General features: G+C 68.2%; 10 protein-coding genes. 8 read left to right on the top strand and 2 right to left on the bottom strand.

The features are described from left to right. Positions 1–23: 23 nt before the first annotated feature. A complete protein-coding gene (locus FHW78_RS08355; RefSeq protein WP_183639452.1) occupies positions 24–2,873 on the bottom strand; it encodes a TonB-dependent receptor in 2,850 nt (949 codons plus the stop codon). Positions 2,874–3,351: 478 nt separating this feature from the next. On the opposite strand from FHW78_RS08355, the gene FHW78_RS08350 reads away from it, so the two are divergent. Further along, positions 3,352–4,920, top strand: a complete 1,569-nt coding sequence (locus FHW78_RS08350) for an APC family permease (protein ID WP_183639451.1) — start codon at positions 3,352–3,354, stop codon at positions 4,918–4,920. 21 nt (positions 4,921–4,941) lie between these two features. Here the strand turns inward: FHW78_RS08350 and FHW78_RS08345 are convergent, their stop codons facing one another. Beyond that, entirely contained in the window at positions 4,942–5,679 is a 738-nt protein-coding gene (locus FHW78_RS08345; RefSeq protein ID WP_183639450.1) for an AraC family transcriptional regulator, read from the bottom strand. Positions 5,680–6,038: 359 nt separating this feature from the next. Here FHW78_RS08345 and FHW78_RS08340 point away from each other — a divergent pair, with 359 nt between their 5' ends. From FHW78_RS08340 to FHW78_RS08310, 7 genes are read left to right on the top strand one after another with little or no spacing between them, the layout of a single operon-like run. Continuing rightward, complete coding sequence (locus tag FHW78_RS08340) at positions 6,039–6,995, top strand: proline racemase family protein (protein ID WP_183641259.1); 957 nt, start codon at positions 6,039–6,041, stop codon at positions 6,993–6,995. Beyond that, positions 6,992–8,092: an FAD-dependent oxidoreductase gene (locus tag FHW78_RS08335; protein ID WP_183639449.1), complete on the top strand. Its 1,101-nt coding sequence runs from the start codon at positions 6,992–6,994 to the stop codon at positions 8,090–8,092. Before FHW78_RS08340 ends, FHW78_RS08335 begins: the two co-directional genes overlap by 4 nt. Then, positions 8,089–8,337, top strand: a complete 249-nt coding sequence (locus FHW78_RS08330) for a (2Fe-2S)-binding protein (protein WP_183639448.1) — start codon at positions 8,089–8,091, stop codon at positions 8,335–8,337. Before FHW78_RS08335 ends, FHW78_RS08330 begins: the two co-directional genes overlap by 4 nt. Then, positions 8,330–9,643, top strand: coding sequence for an FAD/NAD(P)-binding oxidoreductase (locus FHW78_RS08325; protein ID WP_183639447.1), 1,314 nt, complete (start codon positions 8,330–8,332; stop codon positions 9,641–9,643). The genes FHW78_RS08330 and FHW78_RS08325 overlap by 8 nt, the downstream gene beginning before the upstream one ends. After that, positions 9,640–10,548, top strand: coding sequence for a dihydrodipicolinate synthase family protein (locus FHW78_RS08320; RefSeq protein ID WP_183639446.1), 909 nt, complete (start codon positions 9,640–9,642; stop codon positions 10,546–10,548). The genes FHW78_RS08325 and FHW78_RS08320 overlap by 4 nt, the downstream gene beginning before the upstream one ends. After that, a complete protein-coding gene (locus tag FHW78_RS08315; protein ID WP_183639445.1) occupies positions 10,545–12,158 on the top strand; it encodes an aldehyde dehydrogenase family protein in 1,614 nt (537 codons plus the stop codon). Before FHW78_RS08320 ends, FHW78_RS08315 begins: the two co-directional genes overlap by 4 nt. Then, positions 12,155–13,357 carry a Xaa-Pro peptidase family protein gene (locus FHW78_RS08310; RefSeq protein ID WP_183639444.1) on the top strand — a complete coding sequence of 401 codons (1,203 nt, stop codon included), beginning with the start codon at positions 12,155–12,157 and terminating at the stop codon, positions 13,355–13,357. Before FHW78_RS08315 ends, FHW78_RS08310 begins: the two co-directional genes overlap by 4 nt. Positions 13,358–13,390: the final 33 nt, after the last annotated feature.

Raw genomic sequence — 13,390 nt, 5'->3', positions numbered from 1 at the left:
GCCGGCCCCCGGGGGAACACCGATTACTGGAACCGGTAAGCCAGCTGCGCGCCGATCTCCCGCCCGATCGGGCTGTAGGTCCAGTAGAAGTACGGGTAGTCGGCGTAGCTGTCGTCGCGCGGATGGATCTTGTCGAACACGTTGTTGACGAACAGGGTCACCGACATCCTGTCGGTGATCTTCTTCGACAGGTTGGCATTCCACAGCAGGTAGGGCGCGATGCGGCGGTCCAGGTCGTAGCTGGGGATCGAGCCCATCCGCGAGCCGTAGACGTTCGCGCCCCAGTCGCCGCGATTCCAGTTCACCGACAGGTTGGCCCGGCTGCGGGCGTTCCAGTTGTAGGATCGGTTGTCGCGGTCATAGAGCACGCCATCCTCGGCGTACTGGGTGAACTCGTAGCTGAGCGTGTGCGACCAGCCGAGCAGGACGTTGAAGCGGCCCAGGCGATCGGTGTCCCAGCGATAGCGGACGGTCGCGTCGATGCCGGTGGTCTTCTCGGTGGCGGTGTTGATCGGCCCGACCGTCAGCAGGGTCACCGCGGTGCCTTCGGGATCGGTCGGCGACGGCCGGCGCTGGACGAAATCCAGTGCGGTCTGGCAGAGCAGCGAGCTGGTGTCGACCGGATTGCCGCTGCGATCCACGCCCAGCCGGCAATCGGCTTCACGCTTGAGCACGTAACCGTTGGACAGATCGTTGACGCCCTGGTCGAGCTGGATGCTGTAGTAGTCGGCCTGCACCGACAAGCCGTCCAGGATGTCCCAGACGAAACCGGCGGTCCACGACTTGGAGGTCTCTTCCTCCAGCAGGCGGTTGCCGCGCCGTCCGCCCTCGGTGTAGTAGTAGTAGTCGGTGTTGCTGTTGTCGCGGCAAGCCGCCGCCAGCACGTCGTTGTTGTTCTCGGCGCGGCAGCGGTATTCGTCGAAGATCTGGATGTAGTAGCCGGAGGGTTCGGCGAACACGTAGTGCATGTCCGGTGCGCGGAAGCTGGTGGCGTAGCTGCCGCGCAGCAGCAGGCTGTCGACCGGACGCCATTCCAGCCCGGCGTTCCAGGTGACCGCGCCGTCCACTTCGGTGATGTCGTCGTACTTGTCGTAGCGCGCCGCCAACTGCGCCTTCAGGGTGCTGAAGATCGGCACGCTGAACTCCAGGCCCAGCGCATAGCGGTCCCGGGCGCCGCGGCCGCCGGTGTCGTTCCAGTTGTAGGCTTCCTCGGCGGGGTCGGCGTTGGGCAGGGTGCGCGGATCGGCCACCAGCTCATACTCCTGCGAACCCCATTCCAGCACCGAGGCCATGCCGACCGGCCCGGCCGGAAGTTCGAACAGATCGCCGCTCAGGGTGGCCTGGAACTGGCTGGCCTCGGAGTAGCCGCGTGGCCGGATGGTCGCCGACATCGCCGCGAACTGCGACGGCGTCAGCGGGGTGGTGAAGCGGTCGTAGTCCAGCCGGTAAGCCGGGTAGTAGTCGTAGACCGGATCATTGCCCAGGCGCGGACCAAGGAAGTAGTCGGCGACCTTGCTGGCGATCAGGCGCGGGGTGCGGGTGTCGGTCTCGTACTCGGCATGGCTGTAGGAAAGTTCGTAGTCGAAGCGGTTGTCGAACAGGCTGCCGCGGATGCCGGTGGTGATGCTCCAGGATTCCTCGTCGTTGTCGGTCATCAAGCCGTCGCGACCGGTTTCCTCCGGCTGGAACACGCGCAGCGCGTCCATCAGCGCGCCGCGGCCAACATCGTAGTAGTAGTAGCCGGTTTCCTCGTTGTAGGGAGACCACCACTGGGTGCCGGTGGAATAGCGCGCCTTGGACCGCCACCACATCGCATCCATGAAGATTTGCGCGTTCTCGCTGATGTCGAACACGCCGGAGCCGTACAGCGACAGGTTGTCGTCGGAACTGCGGATGGTGGAATCGGCCAGGCGGTCGTACTGCGCGCAGCGGCTGCCGGATGCGGTCGTGTAGACCACGCTATGGCCGAAGAAGCGGTCGCAGGCGTCGGCGATCTCGCTGACATAGCCGGGCGCGTCGAAGTCGTACAGGTACAGGTTGGCCCAGGGCGTGCGACCGCTGGCGATCGGGCTGTCCCGCATCGAATCCATGAAGTCGCGCTGGCGGGTGAAGATGGCCTCGCGGTTCATGTATTCCATCGCGTAGGTCAGGCTCCAGCGGTCGCCGGACTTTCCACCCACGATCTGCAGGTTGCCGGTGTCGCCGCCGCCGCGTGTGGTCGTGCTCCCGTAGAGCTTGGCTTCCAGCCCCTCGTAGTTCTTCTTGGTGACGATGTTCATCACCCCGGCCACCGCGTCGGAGCCATAGATCGCCGAAGCGCCGCCGGACAGCACCTCGATGCGTTCGACCGCGCTGCTGGGAATCGCGCCCAGATTGACGAAGTTGCTCTGGCCGCCATAGGGCAGCGGGTACTCGGCGACGCGGCGGCCGTTGATCAGGATCAGCGACCGGCCCGGGCCCAGGCCGCGGAGATTGATGATGTTGGCGTTGGGCGCGAAGATCGACTGGCTGGCCAAGGTGGATTCGTTGACCACGGTACCGTTGGCCTGGGTCAGCGTGTTCAGCGCGTCGAAGACGGTCTTGAAGCCCTGCTTCTCGATATCGTCGGCGGTGATTACCGTCACCGGTGCCGGGCCTTCGACTTCGGCGCGCTTGATGCGCGATCCCGTGACGGTGACCTGATCGAGCGTCCTGGTCTGGCCATTGGCCGATTGTTCGGCGGTGTCTTCGTCCTGGTCGGTCGATGCCGTGGCCTGCGGTCTTGCGCCGTCGGCCTGCTGCGCGAACAGCGCCCCCGGTGTGCCTGCCGCCAGCGCCAGCACGAGCGCATGGCACAGGATTGTCGGCCGCAGCCGTTCTGAATGCGTCTTCATTCCCTCTCCCCGATGGTGTTTTGGCCGGATGCCGGCAAACGTCGTTCGCCCCTCCCAGGGCTTACGTGTCATTTTTCACATTAGGTGCGAGAGCCGGCCGCGTTCTAGGCATTGATGGCGCGGAGGGATGCGGAAAACCGCATAACGAAAGTGCGTCATGCGGATGTCGGAGAGCCACGGTGAGCTCTGCCGGAGCAACAGGCGCGCAACGCCCGTCACTGGGTTTGCAGATGACATGCTTGATGCCAATGCCCGATCCCGACAAAACGGGAAAAATGGAAACGGGTTTGTGCTCACTTCGCCGCCAGGACCGACGGAATCCGCCAAGACCCGGGCAAAACGCGCTTTCTAGACTCCATTGACCGCCACGCACGGCCGGATGCACCGGACACGGCACGGCAGGACGAATCGCCCGCGGTTCCCGGTGGGGGCCGCGGGCGGAGCACGGCAAGGCAACGAGCTACCCGGGGGGGATGGCATGCAGCAGGGCAAGTTCAAACGAAGTCTTTCCGTGGCGGACCTGACCCTGATCGGGCTCGGCGCCATCTTCGGATCCGGCTGGCTGTTCGCGGCCAGCCACGTGGCGTCGATTGCCGGCCCCGCGGGAATTCTCTCCTGGCTGATCGGTGGCGTGGCGGTGCTCTTGCTGGGCCTGATTTACTGCGAACTCGGCGCCGCCCTGCCGCGCGCGGGCGGAATCATCCGCTATCCCACCTTTTCACATGGACCGCTGCTGGGTTACCTGATGGGACTGATCACGCTGATCGCGTTCTCCAGCCTGATTGCCATCGAAGTGGTGGCGGCGCGGCAGTACGCGGCGGCCTGGTTTCCCTGGATGAACAAGCCTGGTTCCGGCGATGCCAGCCTGGCCGGCTGGACCGTGCAGTTCCTGCTGCTGTGCCTGTTCTTCCTGCTGAATTATTTCAGCATCCGGACCTTCGCATTGGCGAACAACATCGTCAGCGCGTTCAAGTTCGTTGTGCCGATGCTGGTGATCGGCGTGCTCGCGCTGCATTTCCAGCCAGCCAACCTGTCCGATCACGGCTTCGCGCCGTTCGGCATGGCCGGCGTGGGGGCGGCGGTATCCGGCGGCGGCATCATCTTTGCCTACCTGGGGCTGACACCGATCATCTCCGTGGCCAGCGAGGTGCGGAATCCGCAGCGGACCATTCCGATCGCGCTGCTGCTGTCGGTGGTGTTGTCCACGCTGATCTACGTGCTGCTGCAGGTGGTGTTCCTGGGCAGCGTGCCGGCATCGGCGTTGACGCAGGGTTGGGGACCGGTCGGTGGTAAGTACTCGCTGCCGTACCGCGACATCGCGCTGGCGCTGGGCGCCGGCTGGCTGGCGGTGCTGGTCGTGTCCGATGCCATCGTTTCACCCAGCGGTACCGGCAACATCTACATGAACGCCACTCCGCGGGTGATCTATGGCTGGGCGCGGACGGGTACGTTCTTCCGGTTGTTCACCCGGGTCGGGGTGTCGTCCGGCATCCCGCGCCCGGCCCTGTGGCTGACCTTCGCGCTCTCGGTGTTCTGGACGCTGCCGTTTCCGTCGTGGGAAGCGATGATCAATGTGGTGTCGGCCGCGCTGATGATGAGCTACGCCGTCGCACCGGTCACCGCCGCCGCACTGCGTCGCAGCGCGCCCGGACTGGACCGGCCGTTCCGGATGAAGGCGCTGGACGTGCTTGGACCGCTCGCTTTCGTGGTGGCCTCGCTGATCGTCTACTGGTCCGGTTGGTCCACCGTGTCCTGGCTGCTGGGCCTGCAGGTGCTGCTTTATCTGATTTACCTGGCCTGCGCGCGGCTGATGCCAGCGGGACAGCTGCCGCTGCGCGCGCAGATCCGCTCCTCGCTGTGGCTGATCGGGTTCTACCTGATGATGATCGGCGTGTCGTACCTGGGCTCGTTCGGTGGCCGCGGCGTGCTCGTCCATCCCTGGGACGCCACGGCGGTGGCGGTGGTCGCCCTGCTGGCCTATTGCTGGGGTGCCGCCACCGGCCTGCCCGCCACGCAGCTGGATCTGGGTGCGGAGGACGATCAGTAGCGCGCCACCGCAGGGCGGCGGTCAGGTGCCGGCGATCGGCGCCGCGCGCGGATGCCGGCCAAGCGCGCGATAGTCGCGCGGGGTCATGCCCACGGTGGCCTTGAACTGGCGGGTGAACGCGCTCTGGTCGGCGAAACCGCAGGCCTGACCGATGCTGGCGATGCTGGCATCGTCCTGCAACAGGCGCATCGCGGTCTCGATGCGCAGCTTGGTCAGCATCTGCTGCGGGGTGAGCTGGAAGACGCGGCGGAAGTGCCTTTCCAGCTGGGCGACCGACAGGCCGGCGAGATCCGCCAGGGCGGTGATGCGGACGTTCTCGCCGTGGTGCTCCTGCATGTGGTCCACCACCTTCATCAGGCGCGGGAAGGTCGAATGGCGATTGTCCGGCTGGCCGAGATCGCGCGAGATGCCGATCAGCCCGACCACCGCGCCGGCCTGCAACACCGGCCGCTTGAAGGTGAGCGCCCAGCCCGGCATGCGATTGGGGAACAGGTGGACTTCCAGCTGGTTCTCGATGATCTCGCCGCGCAGCACGCGCAGATCCTGCTGCTGGTAGCTGTCGCCGAAGCGTTGCGGGAACACTTCCACGGTGGTCCTGCCGAGCACGTCGGCGCGCTGCTTGCGACCCAGCCGGCGCATCAGGGTGAGATTGCAATGGGTATAGCGGCCCTGCGCATCCTTGATGAAGAACACCACGTCCGGCAGAGCGTCGTAGAGCGCCTGCAATTCCTGTGACGGGATGTCGATGTCGAACGGCATGGGCATGGACTCCGATGGCGGCGGCGGGATCGCCGCATGGCGGCGAAACGCGGAGAGTGCATGCGCGTCCACGCACCGCCAGGGCGCGCGCCGCGTTCGCAATCCTGCGGCATTCGGCATCCGCCACGACGCCGGCGCGGCATCGTGGCGTTAGTGGAACCGCGTTTCCGCGGGCACCGTGTACCCCTCTCCGTGAAGCACCATAACAGTGATTCGCGCCGATATGTCAATGCCATCCGGCAGGGATGGAAATGCTGCGGCGCACCGTTCCGGTCGCGTCAAAATCATGCCGAATTCCGCATCGGCACCGGACATTGCCGGCTATCCGCTGCCAACCCGCGGATGAAAGCATGTCCGCCATGCAGACACTCGACGTCATCGATTCGCACACCGCCGGCGAACCCACCCGGGTGGTCGTGTCCGGTTTTCCCGATCTCGGCGGTGGCGATCCGGCGGCGCAACTGCGCCGCTTCCGCCAGGATTTCGATCATTGGCGCAGCGCCATCGTGTGCGAGCCGCGTGGCTCGGACACGGTGGTGGGAGCGCTGTTGCTGCCGCCAACCGAGCCGGATGTCGCGGCGGGCGTCATCTTCTTCAACAACGTCGGCTATCTGGGCATGTGCGGGCACGGCACCATCGGCGTCGTGCGGACCCTGCATGCGCTGGGGCGGCTGGCGCCGGGCGCGCATCGTCTGCAGACGCCGGTGGGTACGGTCGGCGTGGAACTGCACACCGACGGCCGTGTTTCGGTCGACAACGTGGAGAGCTACCGGCTGGCGGCCGACGTCGCGGTCGACGTGCCTGGACATGGCTGTGTGCGCGGCGACATCGCGTGGGGCGGCAACTGGTTCTTCATCACCGCGCAGACGCCCTTGCCGCTGATGCTGCGCCACCAGCGCGAGCTGACCGCCTACAGCGAAGCCATCGGCAACGCCTTGCGGAAGTCGGGGATCACCGGTGCCGATGGCGCGGAGATCGACCACATCGAACTCAACGCGCCGGCCGGCGACGGCAGCGGGGTAATCGCCAATTTCGTGCTGTGTCCCGGACTGGCCTATGACCGCTCGCCCTGCGGCACCGGAACCAGCGCGAAGATGGCCTGCCTGGCCGCCGACGGAAAACTCGCTGAAGGCGAGACCTGGATCCAGCAGGGCATCCTCGGCACCCGCTTCGAAGGCCATTACCGGTGCGGCACCCGTGGCATCCTGCCGCGGATTACCGGCCAGGCCTATCTCACCGCCAGGGCGCAGCTGTGCATCGATCCCTCCGATCCCTTTGCCTGGGGCATCGGCGCGGCGGGTGACGGCGCGCGGTGAACACGTTCGATCTCATCGTCGTCGGTGCCGGCATGGTTGGCGCGGCCTGTGCCGACGCCGCCTGCGCGGAGGGACTGAAGGTGGCGCTGGTCGAGCCGGGTCCGATCGGCGGTGGTGCGACGGCGGCGGCGATGGGGCATCTGGTGGCGATGGACGAGGATCCGGCGGAACTCGCGCTGGCGGCGTACTCGCTGTCTTTGTGGGAGGAATTCCCGGATCCGTGCGCGGCCGAATTCAGTCGCTGCGGCACGATCTGGGTCGCGCGCGACGAACGGGAACTTGAGCGGGTAGCGCCCAAGATCGCGCGCCTGGCGGCCGTCGGCATCCAAGCCGAGGCGCTGGATGCCGCACGCCTGCGGGCGCTGGAACCGCATCTGGCGCAAGACGTGGCCGGCGGCCTGCGGGTCGAGCGGGAGGCGGTGGTGTATCCACCACGCGCGGCGCGTTGCCTGGTCGATCGCGCGCGGACCCGTCGCCTGCACTTGTTCCTTGGTCGTCGTGCAGAGGCGCGATTCGATGGCGGCGTGAAGCTGGACGACGGCACCCGCCTGCACGGGCCGGTGCTCGTCGCCACCGGATGCGCGGCGCCGGCGTTGTTGCCCGGACTGCCGCTGCGTCCGCGCAAGGGGCAACTGGTGATTACCGACCGCCATCCCGGCATCGTCCACCACCAATTGCTGGAATTGGGCTATGCCGATTCCGCGCACGGCAACGCAACCAGCAGCGTCGCCTTTAACGTGCAGCCGCGTCCCACCGGGCAACTGCTGATCGGTTCTTCCCGCGAGGAAGGCGTGACCGATCCGGCAGTGTCTATTCCCATGTTGCAACGCATGCTGGCACGCACGCTGGACTACCTGCCGATCCTGCGATCCGTGCAGGCCATCCGAGTGTGGACCGGGTTTCGCCCGGCCACGGCGGACGGGCGTCCGTATATCGGAGCGATGCCCGACGCGCGCGATATATGGGTGGCGGCCGGACACGAAGGGCTTGGCATCACCACCGCGCTGGGCACCGCCCGCCTGCTGATGGATCTGTTCCTGGGACGCGAGCCGGCGATCGACCCGGCACCGTATTCGCCCGCGCGGGGGATGTCGTGAGCGGCCCGGTGCGGGTGAGGGTGAACGGCCAGCCGGTGGACGTGCCGGCGGGCAGCAGCGTGGCGGCCGCGATCGCGCGGGCCGGTGTGCTCTCGACACGCCGTTCGGTCGGTGGATTGCCACGCGCGCCGCTGTGCGGCATGGGCGTGTGCTTCGAATGCCGGGTGCAGATCGACGGCCTCGGCCAGCGACGCGCGTGCATGACGCCGGTACGCGACGGCATGCGGGTGGAAACCGATGGCTGAGCGCGTGCGCGACTACGATGTGCTGATCGTGGGCGCCGGGCCGGCGGGCCTGGCCGCGGCGCTCGCGGCACGTGGCCATGGCGCGCGGGTGGGCTGGGTCGATGCGCAGGCCACGCCGGGCGGGCAGGTGTGGCGACACGCGGTCGGCCAGTCCGCCACGCCCGCCGCGGGATATCTGCGGCAGGCGCTGGCCGCCGGCGTGCAGTGGCACGCGCAGACCCAGGTCATCGCCACTGCCGGAACCACCGGGGAACTGCTGGCCGAAGACCCGTCTGGCGCATTGCGCCTGCGTTTCCGCGCCTTGATTCTCGCCACCGGCGCCCGCGAGCTGCTGCTGCCGTTTCCCGGCTGGACGCTGCCGGGCGTGACCGGCGCGGGCGGCGCGCAGGCGTTGGCCAAGCAGGGCGTTCCTTACGACGGTCGCCGGATCGTGGTCGCCGGTCGTGGTCCACTGCTGCTGGCCGCCGCCGACACCCTGCGACGGTACGGTGCGCACGTGGTCGCCCTCTGCGAACGGACCCCGCCCAGGCGCCTGTGGCATTTCGCGGCCGGATTGCCGCGCTGGCCGGGCAAGGCCGGGCAGGCGATCGCGCTGCGCCTGCGGCTGGCACGCGTGCCGTACTGGCACGACAGTGAAGTGCTGGCCGCGCACGGCGGCGGATGCGTGGAAGCCGTCGACATCCGGCGCGGTCGCGAACGCCTGCGCGTTGCCTGCGACGGCGTGGCGGTCGGCTACGGGCTGGTGCCCAATATCGAACTGGCGCAGTCGCTGGGCTGCGCATTGGAACCGGCACCGCGGCATCCGCGCGTGCGGGTGGACGCCAATCAACGGACCAGCCTGGCCGGGGTGTACGCGGCGGGCGAAGCCTGCGGCATCGGCGGCCGCGACAGCGCACTGCTCGAAGGCGCCATCGCCGGCCATGCCGCCGCCGCCGGCGCGGACGCGGTGCCGGTCGCGCTGCGCCGCCGGCAACGGCATGCCCGCGCTTTCGCCACGTGGCTGCAACGCCACTTCGAACCCGACGCGCCGGACTGGCCGGCGATCGCGCCCGGTACCGTGGTGTGCCGCTGCGAGGACGTCACCTTGGATCAACTGCAGCGGTTCGCCGACGCGCGCGACGCCAAGCTGGCCACCCGCTGCGGCATGGGCGCGTGCCAGGGCCGCATCTGCGGTACCGCGCTCACCGAATGGGGGCTGCTCGCCGGCCCCGTCTCCGCCGGGGACCGCCGTCCCCCCGTGTTTCCGGCCCGCATAGACACGCTGGCCGACTTTTCCGTTCCTACCCAGACAGGTGCATCACCATGAATCCAAGCCAATTCCTGCGCGGCGTCCTGCCCGCCATCACCACGCCTTTCACGCAAGACGGCAGCGTCGATCACGCCTTCCTGGCCGAACATGCGCGGAAGCTGGTCGATGCCGGCTGCACCGCGCTTGTGCCGTTGGGATCGCTGGGCGAGGCCGCGACCCTGAGTTTCGACGAGAAGATCGCGATCATCCGCACCCTGGTCGCGGCGGTCGGCGACCGCGCGCCGATCGTGCCCGGCATCGCCGCCCTGTCCACCGCCGAGGCGGTGCGACTGGCGCGCGCGGCGAAGGAAGCCGGCGCGGGCGGCATGATGGTCCTGCCGGTCTACGTCTACACCAGTGATTGGCACGAAGCTTCCGCGCATGCGCGCGCGGTGCTGGAAGCGGTGGACCTGCCGGCCATCATCTACAACAACCCGATCGCCTACCGGACCGACATCACGCCGTCGCAGATTGCCGAGCTGGCGCGCGACTATCCGCATGTGCACGCGGTGAAGGAATCCTCCGGTGACGTGCGCCGCTTCGCCGCCATCAAGGAACTGACCGGCGACAAGCTGGTGCTGCTGGTGGGCATGGACGATGCGATCGTCGAAGGCCTGTCGATGGGCGCCGAGGGCTGGATCGCCGGCCTCGTGAACGCCTATCCGCGCGAGTCCGTGCGCCTGTTCGAACTTGCCCGCGACGGCGGCTACACGGCCGCGCGCGAACTCTACGAATGGTTCCTGCCGCTGCTGCGGCTGGACACGGTCGCCAAGTTCGTCCAGCTGATCAAGCTGGTGCAGGCGCAGGTCGGCATGGGCAGCGAACACGTTCGCGCGCCGCGCCTGCCGGTGGAAGGCGCCGAACGCGAGGCGGCGCTGGCGGTCATCCGTCATGCCATCGCCCATCCGCCGCGGCAGTCATGAGCGGGCCGGCGGCGCCGGTCCTGCTGGCCGGCCAGTGGCGGCAAAGCCAGGATGGATCCGGCGCGAATGGAGCCCATGCGTTCCAGGCCGATGATCCGGACAGCGGCGAGGCTTTCGGCACCGCGTATCCGATCAGCGGCGAGCGGGATCTGGAAACGGCGATCGCGTCGGCCTGCGCCGTCGTGGACGAACTCGCCGCAGCGGATCCGGCCGCCATCGCGGATTTCCTGGAGCGCTACGCCGACGCCATCGAGGCGAACCGCGAATCGCTGGCGGCGCTGGCGCAACGGGAAACCGGGTTGCCGGTTTCCCCGCGTTTCCTCGGTGCCGAGATTCCGCGCACCTGCGGCCAGTTGCGACTGGCCGCCGAGGCGGCGCGCAGCCACGCCTGGACCCTGCCGACCATCGACACCCGCAATGGCCTGCGCGCGTGGCTGGCGCCACTCGGCAAGCCGGTGCTGGTGCTGGGACCGGGCAACTTCCCGTTCGCGTTCAACGCAATTTCCGGCAGCGACTTCGCGTCCGCATTGGTGGCGCGCACGCCGGTGATCGCCAAGGCGCATCCCGGCCATCCCGGCACCAGCGAGCAGCTGGCGCGGCTGGCCCACGAGGCGTTGGTCGCCAGCGGGCTGCCCGCTGCCAGCGTGCAGATGCTGTATCAGTTGCCGGAAGCGCTTGGCCTGCGCGCCGCCGGTGACGCCCGGATCGGCGCGGTCGCATTCACCGGAAGCCGTGCCGCCGGCGTCGCCTTGAAGCGCGCCGCGGACGCGGCCGGCGTGCTGTTCTACGGCGAACTCTCCAGCATCAATCCGGTACTGATGCTGCCAGGGGCATTGGCCGCGCGCGCGGAGACGCTGGCGCAGGAACTACTGTCCTCCTGCACGCTCGGCGCCGGCCAGTTCTGCACCAACCCGGGGCTGGTGCTGGTGCCCGAGGGCAACGATGGCGACGTCTTCGTCGACACCGCGCGCCGCGGTTTCGCCGAGGCGCCGGAAGGCCTGCTGCTGTCGCGCGGCGGCCAGCGCCACCTGCGTGCCGCCGTGGAAGCGCTGATCGCGGCGGGCGCCACGCCGCTGGCCGGTGGTGGTGTCGCCAGCGGCGGTGGTTTTCGCTGTCGTCCGGCACTGCTGAGCGTGGACGGCGAGCGCTTCCTCGCCGCCGCGGACGCGCTTCAGCGGGAAGCCTTCGGACCCGTCACGCTGCTGGTGCGCGTACGCGATCCCGCGCAGATGGACGCCATCATCCGCACGCTGGAAGGCCAGCTGACCGGCACGATCTACCTGGCCGAAGACGGTAGCGACGCCGACCTGTGGCGACAGCTGGCGCCGCCGTTGCGCGCGAAAGTGGGACGCCTGATCGCCAACCGCATGCCTACCGGCGTGGCGGTCAGCGCGGCGATGAACCACGGCGGCCCCTGGCCGAGCGCGAGCCATCCGGGCTTCACCTCGGTCGGGATGCCGGGTGCGATCAGGCGCTTCGCAGCCCTGCACAGCTACGACCAGGTGCCCGACGCGTTGTTGCCCGCGCCATTGCGGAACCGCAATCCCGGCCGCGTGTCGAGACTCGTCGACGGCAGCTGGACCGATCGCGATCTGGAGATTCCGGAATGAGTGCGCAGATCGGCCATCTCTCGCCGACGCAGGCGACCGGCATGCTGCATCCGTGGGAACGGCGTGCCGCGCCCATCGCCGCGCAGGAGTACCAGCAGCGAATCGAACGCGCGCGCGTGCTGATGCGGGCGCGCGGCGTGGATGCGCTGCTGGTCAACGCGGGTGCCTCGCTGCGATATTTCTGCGGGGTTCCGTGGGGCGCCAGCGAGCGGCTGGTAGCCCTGCTGATCACCGGGAATGGCCTGCCAGTGATGATTTGTCCTGCATTCGAAGCTGGTTCGCTGGAGGCGGTGCTGAAGATTCAAGTCGAACCCCGCCTGTGGGAAGAAGACGAGGATCCCTATGCGCGCGTGGCCCAGGCGATGAAGGAGCGTGGCGCGCGCACGCTGGCACTGGATCCGGCCGCCGCCTTCGCGATTCACCATGGCCTGTGCGAACACCTGGACGCACGCCGCATCTGCGAGGCGGGCGGGATCATCGACGGTTGCCGGATGTGCAAGTCGCCGGCGGAGCTGGCGCTGATGCAGCAGGCCTGCGACATGACCCTGCAGGTGCACCGGCTGGCGGCCGGCATCGCCCGCGAAGGCACCACCACCGCCGAACTGGTGCGCTTCATCGACGATGCCCACCGCGCGCTGGGCGCCGATGCCGGTTCCACGTTCTGCATCGTCCAGTTCGGCCACGCCACCGCGTTTCCGCATGGCGTGCCTGGTGTGCAGTCGCTGCGCGAAGGCGATCTGGTCCTGATCGATACCGGCTGCAGCGTGCAGGGCTACCACTCCGACATCACCCGCACCTGGATCCACGGTCGCGCCGATGACGAACAGCGTCGTATCTGGGATCTGGAACAGGCCGCGCAGGCGGCCGCGTTCGCGGCGGTGCGGCCCGGCGTGTCCTGCGAAAGCGTGGACCAGGCGGCGCGACACGTGCTGGAGTCCGCCGGGCTGGGACCGGACTACCGGTTGCCCGGATTGCCGCATCGCACCGGGCACGGTTGCGGGCTGTCGGTGCACGAAGCGCCGTATCTGGTGCGCGGAAATGCCAGCGCGCTGCAGCCGGGCATGTGCTGCAGCAACGAACCGATGATCGTGGTGCCCGGTCGTTTCGGCGTGCGCCTGGAAGATCACTTCCACGTCACCGACGAAGGTGCGCGCTGGTTCACGCCGCCTTCGCCGGCCATCGATCAGCCGTTCGTCTGAGGCAACAACTGGCGTGGCGGGACCTGATGCGGG

The organism is Pseudoxanthomonas sp. OG2 (assembly GCF_014192765.1).
Lineage (GTDB): Bacteria > Pseudomonadota > Gammaproteobacteria > Xanthomonadales > Xanthomonadaceae > Pseudoxanthomonas_A > Pseudoxanthomonas_A beigongshangi.
The sequence above is the reverse complement of the archived record's forward strand: the minus strand, read 5'-3'. Positions and strand labels throughout refer to the sequence as shown.